Genomic DNA, 26,776 nt, shown 5'->3' on the forward strand with positions numbered 1-26,776 from the left:
TTTAATTGTCCTCAGGGTCTGGTGTCACTTCTACTTTGCCGGTCAGCAGGTCTTGCATTAGGGCGGTTTTGAGGTGTTTTAGTTTAGTGAGGTTCGTGTTTTCTGCTTTTATGCTGCGTGCTATGTTATGGAATAATTTTTCAATAGCTAATCTTTCATTTAGTAATGGAAGAGGTATTAAGAACTCACGAAGTTTTTGTATTCCGAATGCTGGCTGTGACGTAGTATGCAATTTTTGATTTACTAGTTGTTCTGCCCGTGGACAACTAATCCAAAAAAATAAGAACATCGGGGTCTCATATGGTTTGACTAATATTACGTTGGCACTAAGTGCATACTCTGTTGAAGAGTACAGCTTTTTGGGAGATCCTATCGTTCCAATTTTTCCAAAAATAAAGTCTCCTTCGTCTATTGAAAAAGATTTTTTTTGTTTTTTGTAAGCAGTGTAAGAAATTTTGCGAGCTTTTCGAAAGTTAATTTGTCCGTCGTTATCGAATTCGCCAATTCCAATATAAGGAATTCCGTTTACAACTTCTTTCGGAGTCCTATGGTCAGGCTGTGGATCAATCACAGATGAAATGGCGGCTAGGCTTTTCACCTCCCACTCCCGCGGAACCCAACCCAACTCAGTCTCCTTATACAACTCCGGGGCATCCTCACGCTTGGGGCGTAACTTTCCATTCTCGTCCACGCCACGGGTGAAAAGATCCTGCATCATGCCTTGTTTTACAGATTCATACTTGGCGATCAGCTCCTCGGTTTTTTCGATCTGATTGTCCACCGTGGTTAGGATTTTGGCGATTTTGCGTTGTTGGGGGAGGGGGGGACAGTCAAATTCAACTATTCGAAGTTCATTTTGATTAAGCTTTGATCTTGTTCCCCCCTTGATGAAGGCGAGGACATTTTTATGTTCTAGTGAATAGAATACAAATTCAAAAGAGTGTCCTGTTTTAACACGTAAAATATGTGCATGGTTATTAACCCATGATTTCCCAGTAATTTTATAAGCAATACTTCGGTCTTGGTATTCTTCGAAATGTCCACCATCCTCAGCTAAAAGAATTAGTGACTCATCAAAAAGGTGTTTGGATATATAATCAACGATTCCATTTGCTCCATAATATGGAATTTCTCCTTTTATTTTACTTCGTTGTTCGGAGCTTAACGGAATACGTTTGTTGTCAAGAATCTCACAAGTATTGCCAATTGTTTGGGGATGCCAACTACTCATACCCCAACTCCCCCAAATACCCACTCAAAACATCAGCTTCACGATCCCGCTCAGCAAGGATATCATTCAAAGTAACAGCATACTTATCCCAAAGATTATCAACCTTGGCGATAAAACCGCGCAGATGCTGCCTCAAATATTCATCATATCTGCTTATAAGCTCATCATGGAATCGTTCAAGAATCAGCTCTTTTGCTTCATCTTCACTGATCTTCTCACGCGCCTTTGCTACCAGCTCGTCCATCTGGTTTTCTACAACACGGATGCCGGACTTGAGGTCTTTTAATTCTTTTTCAAGGTCAGCATGATTTTTTAATTTCAGGTCAATGGTGGCTTTATCCGTGTTTAAACTTTTAATGCTTGAATCTGCTTCAGCTATTCGGGTCTGTTGCTGATCAATTTCAGCTTGCGCTGTGCCGGACTTGTTCATCCGCTCAAGGTCTTTTTTCAAATCTTTTAGATCCTTGCGCAGTGTTTTTAATTGGCTGTTGCAGTCCTTCTTTTGCTCTTTCAAATCTTTTACAACGGCTTTGGGCAGAGCTGTGTTTTCATCCTCAGTCTCGCCCTCCTCTGCATCTGTTTCGTTTGCGGAGGCGAACATGGCTTCCAACTCGGATATGCGGGCTTTGTCTTCTTCTATCTTTTGCAGAATCTCAGGAAACTGGGACTGGATAATATCAGCGTCCGGGATGAGCAACGCACTCCATCCGCTGGCGGCAATGGAGCGGAAATCGCTGTCCAAGTCTTTCCAATAGCTGGCGAATGCACCGCGCACTTTGTGTAGGCTTAGAATTTCTTCCGGCACTAAGGCCTCGGCAATGGAATCAAAGAATTTACGGCGATATTCGAAAACATTGCCGGAGTTATTCAGGGCAGCGATGTCTTTGACGTTTGCGAGCCACCATTTTTCAAGGCTTTCGCGAAACAGGTCGTGCTTCTCCTGCACTCCGTGTGAATTCTCAATCGCTTCCTTGATGCTGCCGTTGCCGTTTATAGCGTCTGTGAAGTCTAAATATCCTTCATCCTTAGGCTTGAAGAGCAGCTCGTTGAGGCCCGGAAAGTTCTTAAAATCATCGCTTAGGGCTTCTACCTCAGTAATTGGAACTCCGCCGTGCAGGTGAGCTTTTACGTCATGCGGTTCTGGCGGCGGGGAGTTGTCCACGTATCTGCGAATGTTGCAGTTGAAATCTTCTTTTTCCAGCTCTTCCACCGGAACCATGCGTGAATATTTATCGACTTCCAGTTTATTGCGGTAGACATGGGTTATTTTAGCGAGATCTTCGGGACGCAGCTTGTTCTGATTTTTGCCTTCCTTGTATTCACGGTCGGCATTGATGAAGAGCACTTCTTTTCTGTCAGCAGCTCCTTCTTTGTTCAGAACAAGAATGCAGGCCGGGATGCCCGTACCGTAGAAAAGGCCGGATGGCAGGCCTACGATAGCTTCAAGTATCCCTTTCTCAATGAATTTTGCTCGGCAGTTGCGTTCTTCGCCGCCACGGAAAAGGACACCGTGAGGCATGATGACCGCGCATTTACCGTTGTTCTTGAGTACGGAAACCATGTGCTGCACAAACATGAGGTCGGCTTTTTTGCCGGTTGTGGGCAGCCAGACATCAAAGCGGTCGGTGAAGACCATGCCTGTCTTGGAATAGTTTTGTGAGAATGGGGGATTGGCTATTACCCGGTCCCATGTCTTAAGCTCATGATCTTCAGTAAGGTGCAGGGGCTTTTTGAGTACGTCCTCCTGCCGGATATCCTGACTGACGATGCCGTGCAGGATCATGTTCATTTTGCACATGGACCATGTACTGCCGGCCAGTTCCTGACCAGCTAGGGACAGGTTCTTTACGTTCCCGCCGCATTCCTGAACGTACTTTGCGGACTGGATCAGCATGCCGCCGGAACCGGCTGTGGGATCGTATATTCCCATGCCTTCCTGTGGTTCGATTATTTCAACAAGCGTACGCACTACCTCGGTGGGGGTGTAGAATTCGCCGCCTTTCTTACCTGCGCTGTCTGCGAAATGCTTAATCAAAAATTCATAAGCCGCGCCGAGCAGATCAGGAAATTCAAAGTCATCGTTGCTAAGCGCAATTTTTCCGAAATGCTGAATGAAATCAACCAGCGTGCTGTCATCTAAGGTGCGCTGCCCGACCTTGCGGTTGAAGTTGATGGATTTCAGCACATCCTGAAGTGTTTCGGGGTTGGCTTCTTCAATTGCAGCCAGTGCTTTATTCAGGCCAGAACCGACATCTTTCTTGATGTGCTGGATCTGTTCCCAACGTGCCGATTCCGGGACGTAAAATGTATACTGGTTGCGATTGTCCAGAAGTTTGGCTTTTGCTTCTTCAGGGATTTTTTTTGCGGTAAGATCTAATGCCAGGTCAGCCCGGTCTTTATTAAACTGGTCGCTCAAACGTTTAAGAAAGAGCATGCCGAAAATGTATTCTTTATATTCAGAGGCTTCCATGTTGCCCCTGAGGATGTCGCAGGCTTTGAAAAGTTTGCGTTCAAGGCTGGAGAGAGTGAGCTTTTGTGTCATTTAATTCTTAAATCCAATTTTTAAAAAAGTGATTTGTTTCAGTATGTAATCTGAAATTTATAATAAAAATATTCATGTCATCTTATAAAATATTTGCCTTATTTACGATGAACACGATGATATAACTTAGCTTGATCCATGCTTACGTTTTCAATTAACGAGATTTAGCAAGATTATGCAAGAACTAACAAGACTATTTAAGATTTAACGAGACGTAACGAGAATAAACAGTAATTGTCAAGAACTAGCAGTAATAATTAAATAAATTGAAATTTTCCCGCTAAATAGTTTATACTCTCTCGGAGTCCGAAGGCAGGACAGGTAAAGTAGGCCCACCTTTTCAGGTGGTCTCCCTTACGTCCTGCACAGCCATGGGGCTGATGTTGACTTATTCGCCTTCGGCTCAACGTATGTTGTCGATGAAATTCAGACGTCCTGAATTTTGGACTGACATTAACTGCAAACAATATGGAGTATATGAAATGAACAAAAAGAGTAGTAAAACTAGTGAAGTAAAGCGTGTTGTCGAATTGGTAATGGAAAACAACCAGCCGATGGTTTCATCCTTGGTGGTGGCTGAACTGTTTGAAAAACGTCATGACAATGTCCTGCAATCAATAAATGACCTGGAGATTCCAGATGATTTTAACGCCCTCAATTTTCAGGGCGTTAAATATACCGACGCTAAAGGGGAAAAGCGTCCCTCATTCAACATGACCCGTGACGGTTTTTCCCTTCTCGCCATGGGGTTTACCGGGAAGAAGGCCATGGAGTGGAAAATCAAGTTTCTTGAAGCATTCAATGCCATGGAGGCCAAGCTGACGATCCCGCCGGTTGAAGGGAAGATTCAGTATAAGAAATCAACGCCGGAAGCCGTAAAGTCATTTGAGGGTGTAGCGCGTTATTGGTGCTTTTTGGAAGGGATCAGTTGGGAGCAGGGCAAACGACAGATCGAAGGGGCAATCAGAGTCTCGGATATTTATGAAATGGATGCGTTGGCCATGAGTGGGGCATGGACTTATCTCAGGATGTGCATGCGCATTGTTCCGCCCAAGATGCGCGGTAAGGATATATGCTCGAAAGAAGAATTATCTCCGGTCAATGGGCTGCTTGATTACTGGGCTTATTGCGGCCAGTCCACTCGTGATGAGCTGCTTGCTAATTTATGTGGAGACATGTGCATTGACTCTCTGGAAGATCTTCCGAAGTCATATGTTCCCCATGCTGTCAGTTTTGTCTGGGAAGGCATAAATCATGAATCTGGTAAGATGAATGCCCTCAAAGAAGCAAGTCATTAAAACCTACGTATCCAAAGAAGAGTACGAGCAGATCAGCGCGACTGCACAGCAGTGCAGTTTGTCGCTGTCTGCTTTTGCGAAGGCCGTATGTTTGGGACATGAAATTAAAAGTCGCACTGACCAGCAGGCCCGTCGGGAGCTTCTGAAGATGAATGCGGATCAGGGCCGGCTGGGTGGCTTGCTTAAGATGTTAATTCTTGATGATAACGAGCATCACACGGATGTTGAAGCTTTGCTGGAAGATCTTCGCCGGCTTCAGAAAGAAATAGTTCATAAGGTCAGAACCATATGATTAGTCGCAGGATTTCTTGCAAACCTCAGAATGATAATTATCGGCGGTTGGCCGATTACATTGCCGATGCCAAGCACAAGGGTGAAAAGACCTTGATGTCGTGGTGCGCCGGCTGCTGGGCTGGTGAGGATTACGAGCTGGCGATTCAGGAGGTTCTTGATACTCAGGATCTGAATCAGCGTACCCGCAAGGAAAAGACTTATCATTTAATAGTTTCCTTCAGGCCGGAAGATGAATCTGTCCTTACGGAGAAGGACTTCAAAGAGATCGAGCAGGAATTTTCCAAAGCCTTGGGCTTTGAAGAGCATCAGAGGCATTGCGGTGTCCACAAGAATACCAACAACATTCATATGCACATCGCATATAATATGATACATCCGGAGAAGCTAACCCGTTACGAGCCTTATCGTGATTTTTACAAGCGCGACCGGCTGCACCGGGAGCTGGAGCAGAAGTTCGCTCTGAAGTTCGATAACGGCAGAAAGAAGGATCAAGAGCCGAAGCGCAGCAATGATCGTGCAGCTACTTATGAGGCTCATTCCGGCCAGCAGTCTTTTGATTCGTATGTGAAGGAACGCAAGGATTTTATTTTGAAGGCCTTGGATAAGGCCCAGAATTGGCAGGAGTTCCATAAATCACTGGCGCAGATCGGAATAGAAGTCCGGCTGCGTGGTAATGGATGCAGCATTAAGGACCGTCATTCTCAGATGGGGATCAAAGCCAGCAGGCTTGACCGGGATTTTACAAAGTCCAAGCTTGAGGCCAAGCTTGGCATGTACCGGAAGCCCATGGCCTTTGAGGTGCAAGAAAAGGAAAGGTACGTTTCCCGACCGCTGCATAAGCATCGGGGAGAATTGTATGCCGAGTATCGCGCTGCTATTTCTGGCAGGAAAAAAGCATATGAGGAGCTGCGTACAGAGCAGGATGGCCGTAGGAGTCAGACCAATTCATATTGGGACGGTAAAATTAAGAGATTACGGAATGACCGCAAGCTTCGGCCAAAGGATCGTAGCCAGTTGATTGCTTTGGCTTCCGGAAGAAAGATCGAGGCTATCGAATCACTCAAGCGTGAAATGTCTGAAAAACGAGCAGAATTGCGCACACAAACGCCGTTCAGCCGGTGGAATGATTTTCTTAAATGGAAGGCTGAGAATGGTGATGAAATAGCCCTGAAGGTTCTGCGGTCGAAGAAGGAGCCGATTCAAAGTAATCCTTCTCCAGCTTTTGATTTCCCGGCATCAAAAGTTTCTGAACTGAAGCTTAAGCAGAGTCAGTTCAGAACTGATTCGAGTTTGGCGTGGAAGGATAAGCGCAGGCTGTTATCCATTTCCAAGATGCTCCAGTTGCAGGCCGAGGAAGCCAAGCGCACTGAAGATCCCCGAAAGCGTAATCTGGATCAAATGATCTGGCGCGTGGATTCCTCCGGTAACGTCCTTTACACGTTGAAGAATGGTTCCATGGTCAAAGACAATGGCGATAAGATTTTCTTCAGTGTTAATGACCCTGGAGCGGCGCAGGTTGCGCAGAGATTTGCGCGGATGATGTTTGGGCGCAGTGTTAAGGTTTCGGGGAATGAAATTGGTAGACGCGCAAGGAGGGTGCTGCGGGGGTAAAACTGGTTGTAGTGTGTGGATTAAGTCAACACTACAACCAGATATTAATTTAAAAATTGAATTTATTTGCGGGTATTTGTCAATATATGTGTGCTGCCATAGTAAACATCTGTGATAACATATTTTAGCTTTTTATTATTGATAGCAAAGTATCCATTTGTCCTAAGTGGAGTATTACTACCAGTTATTTTTCCGTTATATCCGGCTTGACGCAACGCCTTGGTCTGCTGAGTTAGAACATAATTTTTGAAGAACTGCTTGGTTAGGTAGATTTTGATCTCATTGAATTCTCCGTTGTGGCTGACGATATCGCTGTTGGCATTTTGCAGATTTTCAATGATCTCTCTCGTGGGCTCTGTGGAATAGATGGACAGTTTGGCAACATCAGCAGAATTGAGAATGTTCAGTCGGAGCTGGTTGCCGGTGATTGATATTGCGTACTTATTGCCGTCAATAGCGGTTACCAGCAGACCGTTTTGGTTTTGGAGCAGATGGACCAGCTCTGCCCAGCCGAAGCTGGCACTGAGCTGCGGTACATGGGGTTCTTTCTGTGTTTTGCCGAGTTTTTCGTAGTGGGAGTCATTCTGCTCTTCCTTAACTTCTGTTGAAGCTGTTTCACCAATGCCGTTGTTAGTAGTTTTTTCAGCTGCTCCGTTGCTTTTTGCTTCCGCGCTGTAAGGGGGTGCCTCACTGACCAGTATGGGCTGGGGCTGTTCATTATTTTGCGGAGCCGGAGCCAGGGCAGTTATTGCGGAAGTTTTGAATATTTTTTTAAGTTCCGGTCCAACATCATTCAGCATGAATACTACAGCGGATGTCAGGGTAATGATTCCAAGCGAGATGAGTTTATAGGTATAATCGCGCATTACTTCCCTCCCTCGATGGTTCCCAGTGCGATAGGAATATTTAGTTTAGCAAGTTCGGTCAGGGTGTTACCAAGCGACTCCGCAGGAAGATCAGTGTCGTAATAAAGTAGCAGGGTATTGTTGCTTGTCAGCCTTGCCAGATGTTGTTTTAGTTGCTCCAGAGTTAACTTGTTCTTCATATCCCTGTTCAGCACATATGAGTCCTTTCCGGAAATTAGCACTTGCGTAATCGTTTTGCTGCCGTTTACTTTGCCGTTGCTAATGACTTTAATCTCGGGTGATACATTTGGTCCCATAAGCAGAAACATTATGGCCAGCATATTCATAGTCAGATCCGCGAAAAGTGATCCTGCAATATCAGGTATCCGCATGGTCTTTCTCCGTTTTGTTTACGGTGTTGAGAGAGCTCTTGAGTGCAGGGATATGGGCATGCATTTTTATTTGCATGCTGTTCTTAAATGCCGTGATTGAGCGATAGACCAAAAGCTCGAAGCTGGCTATAACTGCTCCCACAAGGCTAGTTCCAAAGCCTATCGCAGCCGAATGGATCAATTGGCTCTTATTTAGATCCTCAGAGTAATCGTAAAGTCCAGTGGAAAGAGCAAGCATTGTGCCTATAAGCCCGATGAGAGGAGCTAGGCTGTATCCTGATATGCATTTATCAGATAAATCGGCTACGGTTTCGGTAATAACGTCATTGGCTTCTGATCGAAGGTTAATGCTGACACCGTGCCGACGTTTTGTTTCCAGCCGTTCATAGAGGCGGGTAAACGGATTGCGCTGCCCGGTGCGTGTTTTAGTCTGGTGTTTGAGGTGAAGAAATTCCAACAGGTGTGCAAAAGCGTTCACTGTCAGCAGGCCCAACATTATGTACACAGCTGAATTGAGCAGTGTCATTTCCATCTGTTTTCTCCGTAAAAGGGGAAACGGATATGGAGTTTCCCCGATTTAGGTTTAATTGCAATCGATGGGGCAGGTTTTTATGGTGTCGTTAATGTCGTTTTCTCCAGGAATATTCTTAGGAGATTCAGGTGTCGGCTGTAGCTTGTTCTCAATGCTTTTAAGGAGCAGTTTCGCGTTGTCATCGAATGTAGTTCCGTTGACGTCAGTGTGGCGGCCAAAGTTAATTTTTGTCTGAATGAGTATTGCTACAGCTTGACGCTCAATAAGCATGTTTTCTTCTGGTTGGCTGCTAGTGCTGTTGTTTGCTGAGGTCGGTGTCTGTAGTGCAATGATGATTGCGATGGTTGTTAAGAGGTGTTTATTCATTACTGTTCTCCATGCTTTGAAAGTTCGTTTATCATTTCTTTCAGTTGTTTGATTGTTTCCAGATGAGTTCGGGCCAGCCTTATTTCAGACGTTTCAGGATATGCCTTTGTTAGCTTTGCCAGTTCAGTCTTTAATTCAGGTGCGAACACAACCGAGCCAAGCATTATGCTGATAATGAAAAGTGTGATGAATATTCGCATGATATTAATCCTTAGAGTTGAAATTGCGCAGGAAGTTTATGTCATCCTGTGTGTTAAAAAACTGGTCCATGTTGATTTCAGGAAGATCTGAAGTGCTGTCGGGTGCGATGAGCTCTTCTGTGCTGAAAAGCCCTTCTTGGATGTTGTTACTTTTCTGGAATATTCCGCCAAGTTGTTGCATTTGGGCGGGCAGCTTATTCAAAGCGCGCAGCTTTCTGGCGAATATATCGTGGCTGAGCATTTCGGCCTGGTTTTCCGCCTGTTGGGCTAGGGAGAGCTGAATGTCCTGCACTTCTTCTGCGGCAATCTGGATGGCTTGCTCCATCTGCCCGGTCTGCCTGCGTAATTTAGTCAGACGGGCCTTCATGGCTACAGTGGCCCCGAGGTCTTTTTTCATTTTTGTAAGAAGTCTTTTCTGTGCCTTGTAAGTTCTGATGACTGTTCGAAGAGCCCTTTTCTGCTTGAAAGTTAGTTCTTCGGTTTTTACATCTGAAAGAGCCTGTTTTATCTGTACTAATCTTGTTTCTCTTGCCTTAAGTTGGGTGGCAGCAGCATTGATCTTTTTGTTGAGTGTGTTTGCGTAGTCGGCAAGTCCTGCTATACGGCTATCGAGTCCTCCGCCCATGTTATTAAATTTTGGGGAAAGTCTCTCTGGAAGGGTTACAACCGAATCCAAGGCTTCACAGGTTGCAGCTAGGGAGTCCGCATATGATTTTTTGATTTTGGGAGAATCCGCACTGCTTTTATAGTTGTTTATGGCTTGCTCCAGATCATCGTATATTTTTCCAAGACTGTTGGAAGTAGTCCCGGTTACACTATTCATCTCTTGCATCATGTCGGAAATGGAATCTTTAACTTGTTTTGCTGCGTCTTCAGTTTTGATCGGGGCAGCCTTGAAGGTTCTGACTTCTGCTTCGGAAACAGCTGAAAGGGCTGGAGCTGTAAATATCAGCAGATAACTGGTAATAATTAAGATTTTGAATTGCATTGGATGTCCTCCGGTTGTGGGTGATGCTTCAAAGTTCTCTTGTCCGTTTTGCCTGTTCCTCATCGAATGGCCTCCTTTGCAGTTGCGTTTTCAAAGTCCGCCTTAATTTTGTTGAACCATCCTTCAGCTTGTTCTGCTATTGCCGTAAAATTACCGGCTAATTTATCCGCTGCTTTTTCAAGTTGCTGGCGGTGGTATTCGTTCAGCGACAAATAGCCCGGCATGGTTGTGGCGGAAATGGGGTCGCCTTCTTCTGATGAGATTATTGAAAGCTTGCCTTTTCTAGCCTGTGCGTAGCAGCCTTCTTTGAGCAGTTTCGCAAAGGTTGGGTTGATCCCAACGCGACAGATGATTTCCCCCGATCCGCTTAAAGCGGTCTCCATTATTCTGCCGATGCTGAATCCTTTGAAATAGACGTTCCTGTCTTTGAAGTGGGGATTGCTTTTAAAAGAAATTTCGTACTGCTTTTCGTGGTATTCTTCAGGTTCGCGCGGTTTATCCGCAGCATCTATTGCCCAGAACCGGACCGTGCTGTTGTGCTTATCGACTTGAAGAATATTTTTAAGATCCGGGATGTTTGAGTTCAGATGGAACATCACGAAAAGGGCCGTTACAGTTATCGCCAGAAGAACAAAGGTTTTTATAATGTTGAACATAGGTGCCTCCTTAATATATGGTTTTGAGGAAATTATTTCAGAGTCTGAACAAGGAAAACAGCGGTGTAAAATTACAGGCTGATTGCGGGAAAAAGGATTCTTTCGGCGTTGGCCGGGATTTGATTTTGGAATGATTGGGGAAAGTTAATTTTTTGCTGATTGCAGTTTTGCGGGGGGTATTATTTTAATTCTATTCGACAGTTTTTGCATAACACGCTGAAAAATCAATAAAAATAATGGAGTGTGATTCTTGGCTTTGTTGTGCGTTTTGTGTGAACGGTAAGTTAATTGGTGCTACTTGAAATGAGTGAAAAATGGGGGTATATAAGTTACTAGTTTAATGGGGGATAAAAAATGGTACCCGTTGAATGATTCTGCGTAATGACAGCAGATTGAAACATTTAAACAGTCGAGTTGCAGTTCCAGGATCATGTTGAATGATTCTGCGTAATGACAGCAGATTGAAACAAAAGAAAAATACGCTTTTTCACGATGAACCTGTTGAATGATTCTGCGTAATGACAGCAGATTGAAACGCTCCCCGGAAGGCCCTAGGGTGTTCTCCTTCTGGTTGAATGATTCTGCGTAATGACAGCAGATTGAAACCCTTCATTTTTAAGCCCTTCAAGATAATCTTCAGTTGAATGATTCTGCGTAATGACAGCAGATTGAAACACATTATATGCGGCAATATCCCCCATTTTTCCAGTTGAATGATTCTGCGTAATGACAGCAGATTGAAACAAAAAAATCCGCCTGAAAATTCAGGCGGATTTTTTTGTACCTATTTTTTTAGCTGATCAAATCATAATTATTTTTGCATGTTTAAGGAATACCAATACTCATAGTTACCACCGGCAAAATGATACACATGGGTCAACATCCGGTTGGCCAAGAGTGAGCCTATATGTGCGTTGATTGTCACTGGTCCGCCATAGAAGAGATAGAGAACATCTGGGGATTGGTTTTCCAGTTCCTGATATTTGATTTCTAAATCAGATAAAATGTTGGGAACATCTTTTTGCGCTATATGACGACCTTTATCCCAGTTGTAGTGAAAAATCATTACGTCATCTAGATCATCAAGTGCCATTTGTTCTCTATTCGTTTCAAAAGAGTTGGATAGATTACTTTGGGGGAGGAGATCAATAATCAGGGCTGCCTTATGTTTACCATTATTTGTTTTTGCCATTTGCAGACTTCGTCTCATTCTGGCCCGGCGTCCATATATAAATTCGTATCCAGCAAATAAAAGCATTGCAGTAGAGAGTAGGCCTGTCATTGCACTTATATTTGATGCAACAGTAAAGAATTTTTCATTGTATATTCCTACCCAGACGATAAAAACCAATGTGTAAAAAGTTGCAATGCAGCAGCCAAATGTGATCAAGTCTCTCATGATGGATGGCCACCCAATAAATGTTCTATAATGAGTCTTGATTGTGTTTGTTATTATGTCCTTAAATGAAGCGTAAGAGTTCATGTTGTTCTCCTTCTATCTAGGATCATGGTTAAAAATTGGTACAATTCCAGTTACAGGAGAGTCATAAGCCAATGAACGCACAAATCCATGTAAATGATGTGCAATAGTAAGATACATCCAGACTGGTGCTCGACCTGTAAGAATTATATTATTGCCATTGCCAGCCAGTTTTCTTGCTATTTCACAATAATTATTTATTTCAGCAATTTTTGCCGTCTCCTCAAACATAGTTCCAAGATCAATAGTAATCTTATCAGTCATTTTTTCCCTTTTGAAGATAGATTCATATGTTACAAATTTATGCACAAATTACTTGTCTTATTCAGTATGTTGAAGGTCATAGCTTCATGTAGGTATTTTGCCTACAGTTGAGTGTCTCGATAACTTCTCTGCCAATGATTCCATATTGCTCGGTGTTCGTATACAAGCCGGGCGTTTGATTTTTTGAAGTAAAGCTCTCTGCTGGTGCGAGACGACTTGTAGCAGGGGATTCTAGGCGAAACAAAGACTGCATCTACAGCGCAGGTGCAAAATTCAATTCCAGCATCATATAATAGAATATCCAATTCCATGTGTTCAGTGTCTTCAGCTGAAACAATCATCAATGGCGCGGCAGTAATCCCGATGGCTTCAAGCCTTTCCAGTTGTCTTTTGTTATCTTTCCCCATGATAATTTCATATATTTTTTCTTCGCTCATAATTTACCTCCGGTTAATAGGTTCTTGGGTTGAGTAGTTCCTATCTACAGGAGTATCCCTTTGTGCTCGGCAAATCATTTCATGTAATTTTACACGGATTCATTTTTATGAACTACCATGTAAATGTTCACGTATCTTTTTGCTAACTACTATGGACAATTTAATAAGCATTGTGGCAAGGAGGTTTGTAATACTTATAAAAGTAGAACTTTTATACATAGATAACGGAACTGCCAAGCTTGGGCGAATTGCTGCCTATTGCAACATGGTCCGTGTCTAGGCCGTAGCTGGAAAGGTCGTTCTTCTGACCAGCAGAGGGCTGACCTGGTTTTATCTGTCGGTTGGGCAAGAGCTGCTTGGAATGTTGATGAATTATCTACTCATCTTCGGTTACAGGCTATGTGGGGATGTCATTCATGATTCTTTTTAGGGGAGGTAATGTGTTTCAATATAATTATTTGGTATTGGGTAAGGTTTTGCGTATCGGGGAATTTATCAATGCTGCCCCTAAATTGCGCTACATGGTCGGAGCAAGTCGCATTGTAGGGTTGTTCAGCAAGGAGCTTGTAGAAGGTGCTTCTTGGCATATAGATCCGAAACATGAAATTTATCTTTCCACAGCCGGTGAATTTATAGTCGGATTCGCTTCGGAAACCAGCGCGGACCGCTTTGCTCAACTGATGAACAGGTGCGGCAGTCAGTTTTTCGGTGCTGAGTATTTTCGTATCTCAGCTGTTTCCGGTGTAAGCTGCATTGAGGAGCTTCAAAATAGTTTTTTTGCCATGAAAACAGGATCGGTAGCTTTCTCTGCGGAACCTTCACTACAGCACATGAAAAAATGCGTTGTCTGTGATGCATGGGGTGTACCAGAGAAAAGGACGTATAGTGATAATTCTATAGAGTTGCAGTGCTCCCGGTGTGCTGCAAAAATGAAAGCCCGCTGCGAGGAAGATCTGGTTTTGGACATTGATGGACTGCGGATAATTTTTAGTAAGGATATTAATGTTCAAAGTTCGGCGGAAGTATTGCGTATTCCCTATCCTGAATATTCCCATCAACTGGAGAATGAAAGCTCATTTACTGATATTGGTGATAGCTGCCGGACCCGGAAAAAGCATATTGCCCTTATTTATGCGGACGGCAACTCTATGGGACGTCTTTTTTCCAACCATGAAACATATGAATCCTACAAAGAGCTTTCCGATAAGGTTGAACAATATAACGATAAAGCCGTTGATGCTGCTTTTAATGCGGTCGACCCTGATGATAATAAGGGCATTTTGCTGTTTAAGGGCGGGGATGACCTCATGGCCGTGGTTCCCGCTGACGAGGCCATGGAGTTTACTGAAAAATATATGACTGAACTAACCAAAGAAGGGACTCCGTTTGCGAACGGTGTTTCCGTGGGTGTTGTATATTCTCCTGCCAAAATTCCGGTAACCCACCTTTTTCGGACAGTTAACCAACTCCTCAAAAGTGCCAAATTTAAAGCGTGGCGGGATCGTGAAAGCGGGACGATCCTTCCTTCCGAAGTTTCCACTGTGGATTTTTCAGTGGGATCTGTCTTCGGGCCGCTGGAAGAACTGCCGGAGCGCAGTATTACTGGCGAGAAGGATGAGCTGTCAATACCTACTGCCCGACCTTATTCATATGTTGAATTCAAAAAATTGAAGTTCGCAGTTGATGCAATCAGGAAAAGTTCCATAGGCAACTCCAAGATCAATAGGCTGCGTAAGATTTTTTCTGAGAACAATACCCCTGAAAAGATAAAAAGCGCGCTTGCTGGTTTTATGGAGCGTGAATGGGAGCTGCATAAAACAGTTGCGGCTGACCTTAGCCCGAATCGAGTTCTGAAAAAGGAAAAAGCTGACCGTGTTCTGAGTGACGGTTATGACTCAGAAGCAGTTACCAGGTTTTGGCCGGGCGATATGACGCAATTAAGTCCTTATGTTTATGTGGAGGAAGGCAATGAATAGTCGAAAATATGAACGGTGTGAACTCAGGGTCGATTTTGATTCGCAGTTCGCCGTAACCAGCGGTTGGTCCGATGTATCTTACAAGGATCAGCAGGTTCTCAAAGATGATAATAATTTGCCTATTATTCCGAAATCAACGCTGATCGGTATGTTTCGGGATTCTTTACTGGAATTATTGCGCTTTTCTCTTTTTAGTGAAGAACGGAACAAGGTTTGCGGTGCACAGTATCCCGATGAAAAAATGGGGCAGGATCTTTGCGCGATGCTTGATAAGACTGACGATGAAACATGTTTGGTCTGCCGTTTATGCGGTTCCCATTGGGATGAACGTGGGCATGCTTGGGAAGATTTGCAGCTCGTGGCGGAAACTGTGCTGGAGAAAGGTAACTGCTCTTCTGAAAAAGGACTAATATTATACTCTGATTACTCCACAACACAAGTGAGCCATGAAACAGGTGCGGCTTTGGATAAAAGTCTGCGCAGCCACGAAGAGAGTGCAGGGGTAAGCTTCAGTGGTGGATTGAAGTTTGAATTTCCCTTGAATGAAAGAGAAGCTCGATTTCTGGCTATGTCTTTTATGAATTTGAAATCCATCGGTTCAGATAAGTCTTCGGGGTTGGGTCGTTGCCATGTCAGTGGAACTCTTTTTGATACGGGCAACAATCCGTATCCGTTTACCAAAATAGCCGGAGGTAACAATGGATAAATATTTTTTACCCATCAAAGCTGAGATTACTGGCGACTTTGCCCCCGGCGGAACTACCAGACAGAACCATTCTACAGCTACCCAGTATTTAAGCGGAAGGAGTATGCGTGGGGCCTTTGCTTCAATCTGGCCTCGTGGGGAGCTTGGAAACGATGAGTTTCTTAACAAGTTCTGCCGGGGGGATATCTGGTTTTCAGGTCTGTTTCCGCTGGAGGAGCGTGTTAACAGGTATCCTTACCGTACCCCTCTTTCCGCATACACATGCAAGTACGGAGGGTTGAAGCACGGCATATATGATCTCTGCGATGATAGCAGCCAGGCTTCCAATTGTTGTAGTGTCTGCAAAGCTGAGTTGAGCCGGGTTAGCAGCCCCTTTCTGCTGCGCATGGACGATGGAAATATAGTTCCTTTCAGTTTAAAGCAGGAAGTGCGCATCAATAATAATATTGCGAACAGGGCCAAGAGAACCCTGAAAGATGGCGTTTTCTCCACTGATATAATTAAAAAAAATCAACATATGATCGGTTGGTTGTATGGGGAAAAAGCGCAACTCAATGAGTTTGTGGGAAAAATAAGCACAGCTCCCGACAACAGTTTCAATCTTTCTTTCGGGCGAAGAAAAAAAGCAGGCAGTCCGCTTAAGTGTAATTTTGATGAATTAATTGCTTTTGCAGCGACAAATACACATCTGAAGGTACAAAGGAGGATTGTGGTTATGCTCCAGACTCCAGCGATCTTTCTAGATAAGTGGTTCAATCCTTGTTTCCCGGATAAAAGTTTCTTTTTTTCTGATTCGGTCTCGGATTTGGTTGAAATGAATCTGGAAAAGACTTTTACCGCATCATGCGAGATTAATGGCTGGTCGGGTGTGCATGGCCTGCCTTGCGCGCCGATGAAATCTTTTGATTCTGGTTCGGTTTTTTCTTTTGAAATCAAGACCGAAGACCCAGATGAAATTGAAAGCATTTCTGATGATGTTTTTAGGATTTACGACGAAGGTATCGGGGAAATGCGCAATGTTGGTTTCGGCAGGGTGGAAATAGCCTACCCGACAACTGATGGGGGAGCAGATGTATAGCGAGGAAATAAGGGAAGAACTGGCAAAGATATTTCAAAACGAACAGGATAGACGGGTCGGATACGCATACATTGCTGAGCTTGGAGTCTGTATAAATTTTAAAGAAGTCGAAGCTCATCTCGCTAAGAGAGTGGAAGATTCCGCAGGCAAATCAGACGGACGAGGAAATCCGATTAGACTGCATGGCTTCTCTACAGAATTGAAGAAGATTTGGGATGAAGGCAAGAATGTTCCGCATACTGAATTTGAAAATAAATTCGTAGAGTTGTTTAAAGAAGATATTCCACAAGAGATGAAAGAGCAGGTCGCATTCTCCATTTTTATGAAAACCTTAAAAGAGGAAATGGCGGAGCTCGCCGGAGTTGCAGGGGAGGAAGCTGATGCAGAATGAGCTTAAGGAAATAGTCTACTACAAAGGTGTATGTACGCTGGTCAGTGAATTTTGCACTTCAGGGAGTGACGATTCCAATATTGAGAGCGAACTTTCAAAAACAGTGGACGGCAAAATATATTATCGGGGAAGTTCGCTGCGCGGTGTTTTGCGCCACGAACTGGTCCGGTATTTCGGGGGCAAGTGTCGTGTCGGCGGTTATGCGGCTACTGAGCATGTGGATAAATCAAAAGTCTGTTCATGCAGCGTGTGCCGGGTCTTCGGAAGTTCGTCCAAGGCTGAGGCTGAAGAAAAGGACTTATTGCCCAGCAGAATCCATGTTTATACCGATCCGTTTGAAGACGTAGAAATCAGGGTTCGTAACGGTGTCGCTATTGAAAGAAGGACCGGAACAGCAGCAAATCACAAAAAATATAATTATGAAGCAGTGCTTCCCGGTGCCCGGTTCGCTTTTCTTCTGAGGATGGAAAACCCTTCAGATGAGGAAATGCTAGCACTTGAACACATTCTCAAAGAGCTTAATGCCGGGCTGGTTTCAATAGGTCGCAAGGGAACAAGCGGCATGGGACGTGTCAGCGTGGAGTGTGATAAATATGCGTTCGACTTTTCTAAACAGGAACAGGTTCTTCAGTATCTTGCCTCTCCAAAGAGACTTCCACAGGGTAAAAAACTTACGTTTGGTGGTGTGAAAGAAGAAGTCCCTGACTTTATGCATGTTGTTAATGGTAAGTTCCGGGCCGCGCTGCATTTTAATATTATTTTTCCTTCAACTTTCATTATTAATGATCCGCTGGAAGCTGCTCTCAGCGGACATAATCTGGCACCCGTAACTTTACAGGATAATAAACCACATCTGCCGGGCACTTCTTTACGTGGTGTCTTCCGGTCCCGTGCTGAGCGTATTCTTCGCACCCTCGGAAAAGATTGTTGCGATCCTTCTTTGACAAAGGATAACAAGCCGGACTTCCTGCCGGATCATATGCTCTTGTCCTGTTCCGGGAGCAAGAATCAGGAATGCGCTGCTTGTAGAGTTTTCGGGAAAACAGATTGGAAGTCGCGAGTTTCCTTTGCGGGCGGAATATATGCAGGCAGTTCGAGTTCTGATGAGCGTCCTGTACATGACCATGTGGCGATCGACAGGTTTCATGGTGGCGCACTTGATGGTGCCAAGTTCAGGGAGCAGGTTTGCCATGGAGCAATTTTTAAAGATTCCTTCATTCAGGTGCAGGATGTCTCTTTATGGGAATTCTACATATTGCTGATGACCTTTGCTGATTTTTATATGGGTGACTTAAGCATTGGTTCCGGCACCCGAAACGGACACGGCAGGGTGTTCCCTGAGATGGAAAATAGTTGGATGGTCGTCTCGGCAGGAAACGAGCTTTACAGGTTTCGAATCACAGATCTGATGAAGTATCCCGCTTTGGAGCAGTTAGTCGAAATGATCGAAGGTGCATCAGAAGAGAAAGAAGAGGAAGAACGCCATGTTGCATAACGTGACCATATATCGCGCCTGCGGTTCCTGCCCGGATAAATTCAGTGTAGGGCAGTTTGGACTGGACGCCGGGTTGGAAGTTCAGCTCAATGAAACATTCAGTTCATGTGAATTAGAGAAGTTTGATTCGCAAACTATTGTGGACCGTGCATATTGTACCCAGTTCAGGGCATTCGGGAATGGCTGTCAGCTGTGGATCATGAATCTGGAAGAAGGGTTGCGTTTTACCGTGCTTTCAGAGAAACCGTTTTCTGTTTCAGGTTTTCTGGATTCTTCAGAAGTTGAACAGAGCGAGGTCTCATTAGCATGCCGGAGGACAGCATATCCCCTTGAAGGAGAGCCTCATGAGACCGGCGGATGGACGACATTGCGTATTCCACGGAAGCTTGATTATCCAGGTTGTGATTCGAAGAAGACGGTCAGTCTGGAGGCTGTTGAATTGTTGGATGATGATGGTTTTGTGCAGCATGTGATGTTTACGGGGCTGATTTCAAATGAGTCGAAAGGCGTGGAGGCGGCAGTATGAAATATATCAGCATGGTGATCCATTTTGAGGCGGGTGATGACATCGACACCCTACTTAGCTCTCTTAAAAAGAGTGTGGAAAGTGAGGGTATTAAGTTTCGAACTGTTATTCAGCGTGAGAGTCTGCGCTGTTATGTCAACTTTGAAAGTGATCAGGACCGGGAGCGGATGAAACAGCTATTTCCTATCAGCGTAAGCAAGGTTGGAAATTATTATACACAGTACAGTCGTCTTAATGGTTTTTTTAGCAACGACCGTTTTGCTGGGAGTAATAGAAAGGCCGGATCACATAAAAAAAGTAATGAGAGTAATAGAAAGACCGAACCTCACAAAAAAAGTAAGGTGCAAAGAAGGACTGGGGATGCATTTATATATCCATACCATTTTGTAGGGCTGGACCATGATTGCAAGTCCTACACTGCAAATGAAAAAGATAACATATTTGTTGATAAATTTAGCGGAAGTTCAGGCAGGGTGTTATTTGAGATTGAAGTCGAGTCACCCATGATCATTGGCGCATGTCAGCAGGAACGCGATGGCAAACCTTCTTTTGTTTACCAATTTGAGATTGACGGCAAGCCTGCCATCCCTGCCAGCAGTTTGAAAGGGATGCTTTCCTCCGTGATGGAAGCTGCCAGTAATTCTTCACTGCGAGTGCTCGGCGATTTGAATTATAGCTCAAGGAAGAATTATCGTGAGGGTCTTCCTTACTATGGTGTTCTTGTTGATAAAAATGGCGAACTTTATGTGAGGAAATTTAGGTCTGGAGTTGGGGAAAAAAAGAGAATCTGGTCTAAATTGATCGATAACTGGAAACTTAATGATCATTCTGCTACAGGTGAAATTTTTCGAGTAATTGATAAACAATTTGACCACAATAGGGAGCGTCAGGATTTTTTGGAGGAGGTGCAGGAGTATTTCCCTGCCGATGGCCATGAGTACGGTGTTTTTCGTATTCTGGGTAAGGATAGTAAAAATGGAAAAGAAATACGTTTGATGCCTTCAAAAGCAGCAGATGGGTTTTTCTTAAGCTTTGAAATACATGGAAGAGAGTTTAGAGACTATCCTTTGGGAGAAGCTAAATCTCATTTCGAAGGATTGTGCGATTATTTCATGCAGCAAAATTTCAACGAGCAAAATGAGAGATTACGTCACCCTTATCTTCCGAGAGGAAGAAAGAGCGATTTTATAAATGGATATCCCACTGTTCGGCTAAAGGAAGGAGATATTGTCGCTTTTGACGTTGAATATGGTGAGGTTTCTGAGGTCTCTTTTTCGTCAATTTGGCGTATGGCTTATTATAATATTGATGAAAGTCAAGAATGTCTGAGTACAAATAAATTGTTTGGAAAAATAAATCCAAAATTTCTCCCCCCTTCGTCGAGTGGTGAATATATTGAAAAAGTGGAACTTACACCTGCTTCAGCCTTGCTTGGTTTTGTAGATGGAAACTCTGATGGTAAGGGTGCATTGGCCGGACGGCTGAAGTTTGAGCATGCGTTAACCGCCAGTGAAGAAGCATTGGATAAAACGACTTTTTTGCCATTGCTCATGGCCCCGAAGCCTCCTTGTCCCGGTTTTTACTACACTACCGGGGAAAATTTGAAAGAATTGCGAAAACCTATGGGACGTAAGTTCTACCGTCACAGTGAAAGAACAAAGGATATCCCAAAGGCTGATGCTGTACCAAATAATAAGGAAGTGACACCGGTCAAAAAGGGTACTGTTTTTCAGACATATATCGATTTTGAAAATTGTTCGGATGCTGAAATCGGCATGCTGCTTTACGCTCTCAGGCCGGATGAAAAATTCCGTCATCAGCTTGGTATGGGAAAACCTTATGGCTATGGAAGGGTCAAAATCAGCTGTAAGGGCTTAATGTTTATTGACCGTGAAAAAAGATACGCTCCCGGTAGCTTACGAAATTGTTTTAGCCAACTTTACGGTGATTGCTACCTTGATCAGGATATTGAAACTATTATGGCAGACCATGCCCATTGGGAATGGTTGAAGCGTCCAATGCGTGGGGTAAACAGTTTATCATTGTCTGAAGCAATTAAGAAATATGTTTCCGTTTTCAAGGAAGAACTTGGAAACGCACAGGCCATTGCCGATCTTGAAGCTATTGGCGATCCACAGGGAACTGAAGGTCTGGATGTGCGCTATGTGGGCTATCAGTGGTTTGTTAATAGAAAGAAAAAATATCGGACAGGAGAGCACACCTTGTTGGGTATTAACGAGTCCTTAGAGTTCAGGATAGATGATGAACAAAACTCTTGAGGAATATGTTGCAACCCACATAGAATCATACCTCCCGCTCCTGAGTACAAAAGTAAGCCGGTTCCGCATACCATTTGCGGGACCGGCCCGTTGGCCTTTTCTAGTGCGTGAGGAGGATGGCAGTCATTCTCTCATGACCAGCCGGATTCGTTCCCGGCTGGGATTGTTTTTGAAAAGCCATTTTTGCAGATCATTTGAATATGCTGATTTCCGCAACCGGAGTTGTTCCGGATGCGCCAAGGCTGAGCTGTGCTCTTATCCCCGTCTTTTTATGCCTACATATAAGTGTAAAGGTAAAGTGCGCGATATTTCACCTCCTTTTGTGTTTAGTATTACCGAAGGTGGGCCGGCGCATGATGGCGAGCAGATTTATATGCTGAACCTGAATCTTTTCGGGCGGGCTGTTGAATTGGCGGAAATATTGGTTCCGGCTATGAATCATGTTCTCGATGAGATTGTATTCCCGGAAGTGGATTCAAAATGGTGGGGGGAACGTAACCTCGAACCCTATCGTCCTTTTTATTCATACAGGCCGAACAATTTGTTTTCCCATGGGGATTCGTCCGGGCTGGATTATGAGAGCTGCTGTTCGCTGGAATCTTCTGTTGCCGGAGAATTATCCGGCATTAATCTCGAAGGCAAATATGATGTTGCGGCTCATTTTCAGACGCCTTTTCAGATTATTGATGATAAGGGCAACAGCTTAAAGTCTATGTCATTCCATAAATTGATCAGCAAGACGGTTACAAGATTGCGTGATATTAAACGCCATTACTATACCGGAAGCATGGGCCGCTTTGCACCGAAGTTCTGGAAGGTGGCCGAGGGCGTAAAAGATGATCCGAATTTGCGTTATGTTCAGGCCCGCCGATATTCGCAGCGACAGGAAGCAAGCATAGATCTTTCCGGTATGTCCGGTAGCGTACGATATTTTGGTGTTCCTGGTTTTTATCTGCCTATACTTTTGGGCGGGAGTCTCGTTCATGTCGGAGGCAAAACTTCGCATGGACTTGGCTGTTTCTCTGTCAGTTTGCTAAATGGAGGTGAATGATGGGTGTAAATGATGGTGGAAAAAAGAATGGAGTTGCTTTGCTGGTATTAAGCGGGGTGAACCCTCAGCTTGTAACTGAAGCTCTTTATGCATTGCACCGGGAATGCGCAGACCCTGAATCGGAATATTATGATCTTGAGTACCCGGAGAAAGTACATGTTATAACGACTAAAGAAGGTCAGAATTCTCTTTATAGCGGTCTTGGATATGATGTGCGGACTATGAGCAAACAGAATGAGAAGAAGATACGCCGAGAAAGAGGAGAAAATCCCGGCAGTAAATTCAAGTCTTTCTGTGAGAATTACGGGCGTGAAGATGTCGTTTTTACACCGCAAAATGTGCATGTGATCAGTGACGGAGGTAAACCACTTGTGGACATAACGAACGCCAAGGATTCCCGTATTGCTGAAGTTTTCATCATGCATGAGGTTATGGAGCTGGCCAAGCACAATACCATTTATGCCGTAATCGGCGGACGGGCCAGCATGAGTGTTTTTCTGTACACCACATTCCAAATATTGGGCGAAGGGGGACATAGGGTTTTCCATATTCCTGCTGGGAAAGAACTGATGGAAAGAAAGAAGCTTTTTTATCCGGCTTTGGATAAAAATACCGGGCAGCCAAAGAAAGAAGAGGACGAGCTGATTGATTTGTGTGAGCTTCCGGTGTTTGCTTTGAGTGATGTAGATAAGGTCGCTGGATATAAGAAGGTTGCTTCACGGATTGTTGAAAGTCAGTTTATGTTTGATGGTCTTGAAGCCGTAATTGAGTTGAAGGCTGGTAAGGATTCAGTTTGTGGTGTTTTACGTGCTGATAAGTATGAGTTAGAATTGCAGGGGGCAAAATTATTTTTCTTTTTGTTGTTATTATTTAGCAAGGAAAAGGGCATTGTCCCTGCTCGTTTAAGCAAAAAGGCTAATATGGAAGATATAGCATATGAAATTTTGGGTGATAATTCTAAATTCCCATATTATGCATTTAGAGATGATATGGGAGACATTCCAAAATATGTTTCTGATACAGCGAAAGAGCTGGCGACATCTGCATTTTCTGTTTTTGGAACGGAATCCGTACCAGTTACGGATAGCACAAAAAAAGGAAAAAGGCCCAGCAGGTTTTATATCCCAAATCGCAGAAGTGTCGTCTTCAAGAATTTGCTTTCAGGATATAGCCCAGAGCCAATAAGATTTGATTAGTTTTGCTTCTCGTGTTGTCTGTTACTATCCCCTGAGCATTTCCCGTGCTCAGGGCTTTTTGTATTTATCAGATTTTATTTGGGAATGTTAATTTTTTGCCGATTGCAGTTTTTCGAAGCTTGTGATTTTCATTATATGTGATGCTTTTTTTAGTAAGGTCTTGAAAATAAAGTAAAAGATATTGGTCGCGAAATGCGAGTTTGTGGTGTGCTTCATGTGACCAGTAAGTTAATTTGTGTTACTTGAAATGAGTGAAAAATGGGGGTATATAAGGTATTAGTTTAACTGGGTATAAAAAACGGTACCCGTTGAACGATTCCGCATACGGTACCCGTTGAACGATTCCGCATAATGACAGCGGATTGAAACTCCCCTTATTTTCTATTTTATGTTTTTATTCTTGTTGAACTATTCCGCATAATGACAGCGGATTGAAACATAACAATAAGTCCTATAAAGATATGCATACGTTGAACTATTCCGCATAATGACAGCGGATTGAAACTTGAAAAATTCATTTCTCCAGGAATTTTTTTTAGTTGAACGATTCCGCATAATGACAGCGGATTGAAATGAAAAAGCCGTCTTGAAATTTCAGGGCGGCTTTCGTTTAGCGAATCTTTTTTCCAAGAAAGATAAACTGCTTGTCGGGCGGGACTATGCGTGTCTTTTGTGGGTGAAGTTCCAAACCCATCTTTTGCAACAATTTATCCACGTATTTGCGGGCTTTGATCGTTTCTTTTTCAGAGATGGTGAAGATGACGAAATCGTCTGCAAAGCGCACGAATGGCAGGTTCCTTGCCGAAAGGCTATTGTCAAATGGAGTCAGGAAGATGTTGCAAAGCAGCGGCGAGATGATGCTGCCCTGCGGGATCCCACGGCGTTGCTGGAAGATGCCTGTGCGCGGTGTTCCGGTTTTGATCCAGTCGAAAATCAGCGATTGGACATGACCGTGCGTTACATATTTTTTCACGGTCTTTTTCAATTGACGATGCGGAATTGAATCAAAGAATTTTGTTATATCCGCATCCAATGCCCAATTCATTCCGCATTTTATGAACTCTTGGGTTTTTCTCACAGCCATGTCCACGGAACGTCCAGGACGGTAACCATAACTATCCTGATGGAAATGCTTTTCCATTTGTGGTGTCAGCACGCATTGGACCGCTTTCTGGGCTAGTTTGTCGCGCAGGAATAAAGCGGATATTGTACGTTGCTTTCCTTTTGCATTTTTCAAGGGAAAAAGTCTGATCGTGCCGGGGCAATATTTACCAGTACGGATTTCATCTGCAAGTGTTATGAGGTGCAGAGGGAGGTTCCTTTCCATTTCAGCGCGGCTGATTCCAGGCAACCACATGGCTTTGTCTCCGTTCAACTGTTTCCATGCCTTGTTAATGGTCTCGGGGCTGGTGATTTGTTGCAGCAGGTCAGTCATTTTCAGGACCTCCTTCCAAGAAAGCAATTAAGTCTGTGACAATTTCGCTTATGCATTGCTTCAGGCTCATATCTTTTGTGGAATTGCAGCCCGGAAGTTTTCCCCACCCTTGAGTGATTGCATGCCACTGGAAGTAAAACTCGGAGCGGGCATTTTTGCGCAGGAGGCAGATATCAGGATTTATGGCGAAGTCCCGCAGGGTGAATTTCTCGATCAGCAGCATATAAGCATACATGGTTATTGCCGGACGCAGCGGTTCCATAATGTCAAGGGCGAGGCTGTATCTGTTCCTGCGTGTTGCGTGGATAATTCCTATGCACGGATCAAGGCCGTGGAGCAATATCTGGTTGAGTGTTTCAGAATAAACCAACGTGCTGCACAGGGATAGCAGGGAATTGAACGGGTCGGTAGGTGGCCTGCGGATTCTTTTTTGGAAGCCCCACTTTGGTGGGAGCAGCTTTACATACAATGCGTAAAGGGATTTATCTGCGCCACCTTCAATTCCCATTGTTGATATTTTTTGCTCGTTATTGATGAGTTTGAGTGTAGCAGTTTCGATTTCATTTCTTACCTTGATTGCATCTTCTGAGATGCCTTTCTTTTTTGCTGAATATTCAAGGCAATCGATAAGGGCGATGGTGGCAGCAAGCTTTTTGCCAAGGACGAATTTCTGGGCTTCAAGACTCTTGGTATAAGAGTACTTAGCCCTGAATTGCATCATGCGAACATCAATTTTGGCGTTTAGCCCTGCGCCTACCCAGCATTCATTACCATTGCCGCGTGATGGCAGGATTACGCAGGGGATGTTTCTGGTGGCCAGTTCTCCCCAGACAGTTGTTTCAACGTTTGCTTTTGAATACACAACCATTGACCCGATCCTACTGAAAGGAATACGCGAGCTGTTACCGTCCGGGAGTTTCACAACAAGTGATTTGCCGTCACGGATGATGGTTGTTCCTGATTTATCGATAATGAGGGTAACTGCGTTCATGAGAAATACCTCAGTAGGAAATTTGATACTTTTTTAAGAAATGTTGCTTCGCCATCAGAAGTGTTCAGCCAGATATCGTTGGCCGATCTTGCCGGGCATATCCAGACCGTATCTTCAGCATCATCAATCATTGCTTTCAGTCTGCGTATGGTATGCTTTTTTTGTTTTTCAGTGAGGTTAGCCGTAAATACGGACCTTTGTTCATGCAGGGCGAATAGCTTTAGGTATCTGAAAATTTTGTTTAGTCTTTTGGGGTCGGTGATATCGTAAGTGATAATAAACCATCGTTTTCTATACATTGAATTCTCCTGCATGCCTTAAACTTTTAATTTCTTTGGAATGCGAGGATGGTATTTTCTTAAATCATTGGCCATGACTGCAGCCTTGAGTATTGAATTTTCCGGAATGGCTGTAATCTCATCCAGTGAAGTCAGCCGGGCCATGAGCAGGCTGTCGTCTTCATCAATTGTGTTTTGCAGTTGCCCGAATAGTTCCTGTGCCTGACGCAGGCTCAGG

At 44.0% G+C, this 26,776-nt stretch carries 28 protein-coding genes and 1 CRISPR repeat array; of the genes, 12 read left to right on the top strand and 16 right to left on the bottom strand.

The genetic code is table 11. The features are described from left to right. Window position 1: 1 nt before the first annotated feature. Window positions 2-1,231 carry a restriction endonuclease subunit S gene (locus H589_RS20460; protein ID WP_051249734.1) on the bottom strand — a complete coding sequence of 410 codons (1,230 nt, stop codon included), beginning with the start codon at window positions 1,229-1,231 and terminating at the stop codon, window positions 2-4. After that, window positions 1,224-3,773, bottom strand: a complete 2,550-nt coding sequence (locus tag H589_RS0111365) for an HsdM family class I SAM-dependent methyltransferase (RefSeq protein WP_027722123.1) — start codon at window positions 3,771-3,773, stop codon at window positions 1,224-1,226. Before H589_RS0111365 ends, H589_RS20460 begins: the two co-directional genes overlap by 8 nt. A gap of 482 nt (window positions 3,774-4,255) precedes the next feature. Here H589_RS0111365 and H589_RS19730 point away from each other — a divergent pair, with 482 nt between their 5' ends. From H589_RS19730 to traI, 3 genes are read left to right on the top strand one after another with little or no spacing between them, the layout of a single operon-like run. Next, a complete protein-coding gene (locus H589_RS19730) occupies window positions 4,256-5,071 on the top strand; it encodes a Rha family transcriptional regulator (RefSeq protein ID WP_035075936.1) in 816 nt (271 codons plus the stop codon). Then, window positions 5,046-5,363 carry a plasmid mobilization protein gene (locus H589_RS0111375; protein WP_027722124.1) on the top strand — a complete coding sequence of 106 codons (318 nt, stop codon included), beginning with the start codon at window positions 5,046-5,048 and terminating at the stop codon, window positions 5,361-5,363. Before H589_RS19730 ends, H589_RS0111375 begins: the two co-directional genes overlap by 26 nt. Then, the gene (traI, locus tag H589_RS21085) at window positions 5,360-6,976 is read left to right on the top strand and encodes a TraI/MobA(P) family conjugative relaxase (protein ID WP_027722125.1); all 1,617 of its coding nucleotides are present in this window, start codon (window positions 5,360-5,362) and stop codon (window positions 6,974-6,976) included. Before H589_RS0111375 ends, traI begins: the two co-directional genes overlap by 4 nt. Before the next feature lie 62 nt (window positions 6,977-7,038). On the opposite strand, the gene H589_RS0111385 is transcribed toward traI, so the two are convergent. The 10 genes from H589_RS0111385 to H589_RS0111435 form a co-directional block, all read right to left on the bottom strand. After that, window positions 7,039-7,842 carry a hypothetical protein gene (locus H589_RS0111385; RefSeq protein ID WP_027722126.1) on the bottom strand — a complete coding sequence of 268 codons (804 nt, stop codon included), beginning with the start codon at window positions 7,840-7,842 and terminating at the stop codon, window positions 7,039-7,041. Continuing rightward, the gene (locus tag H589_RS0111390; protein ID WP_027722127.1) at window positions 7,842-8,213 is read right to left on the bottom strand and encodes a hypothetical protein; all 372 of its coding nucleotides are present in this window, start codon (window positions 8,211-8,213) and stop codon (window positions 7,842-7,844) included. Before H589_RS0111390 ends, H589_RS0111385 begins: the two co-directional genes overlap by 1 nt. Continuing rightward, window positions 8,200-8,745, bottom strand: a complete 546-nt coding sequence (locus H589_RS0111395; RefSeq protein WP_027722128.1) for a MotA/TolQ/ExbB proton channel family protein — start codon at window positions 8,743-8,745, stop codon at window positions 8,200-8,202. Before H589_RS0111395 ends, H589_RS0111390 begins: the two co-directional genes overlap by 14 nt. A 51-nt stretch (window positions 8,746-8,796) precedes the next feature. Then, window positions 8,797-9,111 carry a hypothetical protein gene (locus tag H589_RS0111400; RefSeq protein WP_027722129.1) on the bottom strand — a complete coding sequence of 105 codons (315 nt, stop codon included), beginning with the start codon at window positions 9,109-9,111 and terminating at the stop codon, window positions 8,797-8,799. Beyond that, window positions 9,111-9,311 (bottom strand): hypothetical protein, encoded by a 201-nt coding sequence (locus tag H589_RS0111405; protein ID WP_027722130.1) that lies wholly within the window; start codon window positions 9,309-9,311, stop codon window positions 9,111-9,113. The genes H589_RS0111400 and H589_RS0111405 overlap by 1 nt, the downstream gene beginning before the upstream one ends. 4 nt (window positions 9,312-9,315) lie before the next feature. Then, window positions 9,316-10,362, bottom strand: a complete 1,047-nt coding sequence (locus tag H589_RS0111410; RefSeq protein ID WP_027722131.1) for a hypothetical protein — start codon at window positions 10,360-10,362, stop codon at window positions 9,316-9,318. Continuing rightward, window positions 10,359-10,955, bottom strand: a complete 597-nt coding sequence (locus H589_RS0111415) for a hypothetical protein (protein WP_027722132.1) — start codon at window positions 10,953-10,955, stop codon at window positions 10,359-10,361. Before H589_RS0111415 ends, H589_RS0111410 begins: the two co-directional genes overlap by 4 nt. Before the next feature lie 363 nt (window positions 10,956-11,318). Beyond that, window positions 11,319-11,699: direct repeats of the CRISPR family, unit length 36 nt; unit sequence GTTGAATGATTCTGCGTAATGACAGCAGATTGAAAC. Between the two features lie 67 nt (window positions 11,700-11,766). After that, complete coding sequence (locus H589_RS0111425) at window positions 11,767-12,438, bottom strand: hypothetical protein (RefSeq protein ID WP_027722133.1); 672 nt, start codon at window positions 12,436-12,438, stop codon at window positions 11,767-11,769. A 12-nt stretch (window positions 12,439-12,450) separates the two neighbouring features. Beyond that, window positions 12,451-12,699, bottom strand: coding sequence for a CRISPR-associated protein Csx3 (locus H589_RS0111430; RefSeq protein WP_027722134.1), 249 nt, complete (start codon window positions 12,697-12,699; stop codon window positions 12,451-12,453). A 101-nt stretch (window positions 12,700-12,800) separates the two neighbouring features. Beyond that, the gene (locus tag H589_RS0111435) at window positions 12,801-13,136 is read right to left on the bottom strand and encodes a hypothetical protein (protein WP_027722135.1); all 336 of its coding nucleotides are present in this window, start codon (window positions 13,134-13,136) and stop codon (window positions 12,801-12,803) included. A 440-nt stretch (window positions 13,137-13,576) separates the two neighbouring features. Between H589_RS0111435 and H589_RS0111440 the strand changes: the two genes are divergently transcribed. The 9 genes from H589_RS0111440 to H589_RS0111480 are packed head-to-tail and all read left to right on the top strand — an operon-like array spanning window position 13,577 to window position 23,834. Next, window positions 13,577-15,112 carry a Cas10/Cmr2 second palm domain-containing protein gene (locus H589_RS0111440; protein WP_156891721.1) on the top strand — a complete coding sequence of 512 codons (1,536 nt, stop codon included), beginning with the start codon at window positions 13,577-13,579 and terminating at the stop codon, window positions 15,110-15,112. Beyond that, a complete protein-coding gene (locus tag H589_RS0111445; RefSeq protein WP_027722137.1) occupies window positions 15,105-15,818 on the top strand; it encodes an RAMP superfamily CRISPR-associated protein in 714 nt (237 codons plus the stop codon). The genes H589_RS0111440 and H589_RS0111445 overlap by 8 nt, the downstream gene beginning before the upstream one ends. Then, a complete protein-coding gene (locus tag H589_RS0111450; RefSeq protein ID WP_027722138.1) occupies window positions 15,811-16,896 on the top strand; it encodes a type III-B CRISPR module-associated Cmr3 family protein in 1,086 nt (361 codons plus the stop codon). The genes H589_RS0111445 and H589_RS0111450 overlap by 8 nt, the downstream gene beginning before the upstream one ends. Beyond that, window positions 16,889-17,287 carry a hypothetical protein gene (locus H589_RS0111455; protein ID WP_027722139.1) on the top strand — a complete coding sequence of 133 codons (399 nt, stop codon included), beginning with the start codon at window positions 16,889-16,891 and terminating at the stop codon, window positions 17,285-17,287. Before H589_RS0111450 ends, H589_RS0111455 begins: the two co-directional genes overlap by 8 nt. Continuing rightward, on the top strand, window positions 17,277-18,782 hold the full coding sequence (locus H589_RS0111460; protein WP_027722140.1) for an RAMP superfamily CRISPR-associated protein: 1,506 nt from the start codon (window positions 17,277-17,279) through the stop codon (window positions 18,780-18,782). The genes H589_RS0111455 and H589_RS0111460 overlap by 11 nt, the downstream gene beginning before the upstream one ends. Further along, the gene (locus H589_RS0111465) at window positions 18,772-19,308 is read left to right on the top strand and encodes a hypothetical protein (protein ID WP_027722141.1); all 537 of its coding nucleotides are present in this window, start codon (window positions 18,772-18,774) and stop codon (window positions 19,306-19,308) included. The genes H589_RS0111460 and H589_RS0111465 overlap by 11 nt, the downstream gene beginning before the upstream one ends. Then, window positions 19,305-21,587 (top strand): TIGR03986 family type III CRISPR-associated RAMP protein, encoded by a 2,283-nt coding sequence (locus H589_RS0111470; RefSeq protein ID WP_027722142.1) that lies wholly within the window; start codon window positions 19,305-19,307, stop codon window positions 21,585-21,587. Before H589_RS0111465 ends, H589_RS0111470 begins: the two co-directional genes overlap by 4 nt. Next, window positions 21,571-22,638, top strand: a complete 1,068-nt coding sequence (gene cas6 / locus H589_RS0111475; RefSeq protein WP_027722143.1) for a CRISPR system precrRNA processing endoribonuclease RAMP protein Cas6 — start codon at window positions 21,571-21,573, stop codon at window positions 22,636-22,638. The genes H589_RS0111470 and cas6 overlap by 17 nt, the downstream gene beginning before the upstream one ends. Next, on the top strand, window positions 22,638-23,834 hold the full coding sequence (locus H589_RS0111480) for a CRISPR-associated ring nuclease (RefSeq protein WP_027722144.1): 1,197 nt from the start codon (window positions 22,638-22,640) through the stop codon (window positions 23,832-23,834). The genes cas6 and H589_RS0111480 overlap by 1 nt, the downstream gene beginning before the upstream one ends. Window positions 23,835-24,444: 610 nt before the next feature. On the opposite strand, the gene H589_RS0111485 is transcribed toward H589_RS0111480, so the two are convergent. From H589_RS0111485 to H589_RS20935, 4 genes are all read right to left on the bottom strand, one after another. Next, complete coding sequence (locus tag H589_RS0111485) at window positions 24,445-25,269, bottom strand: reverse transcriptase domain-containing protein (RefSeq protein ID WP_035075942.1); 825 nt, start codon at window positions 25,267-25,269, stop codon at window positions 24,445-24,447. Continuing rightward, window positions 25,262-26,260, bottom strand: a complete 999-nt coding sequence (cas1, locus tag H589_RS20470; RefSeq protein ID WP_027722146.1) for a CRISPR-associated endonuclease Cas1 — start codon at window positions 26,258-26,260, stop codon at window positions 25,262-25,264. Before cas1 ends, H589_RS0111485 begins: the two co-directional genes overlap by 8 nt. Next, window positions 26,257-26,559, bottom strand: coding sequence for a CRISPR-associated endonuclease Cas2 (gene cas2, locus H589_RS19740; RefSeq protein WP_035075945.1), 303 nt, complete (start codon window positions 26,557-26,559; stop codon window positions 26,257-26,259). The genes cas1 and cas2 overlap by 4 nt, the downstream gene beginning before the upstream one ends. 18 nt (window positions 26,560-26,577) lie before the next feature. After that, a partial coding sequence (locus H589_RS20935) for a hypothetical protein (RefSeq protein WP_027722147.1) occupies window positions 26,578-26,776 on the bottom strand: 199 nt, incomplete at its 5' end.

It is taken from the genome of Maridesulfovibrio zosterae DSM 11974 (assembly GCF_000425265.1).
Taxonomy (GTDB): Bacteria; Desulfobacterota; Desulfovibrionia; order Desulfovibrionales; family Desulfovibrionaceae; genus Maridesulfovibrio; species Maridesulfovibrio zosterae.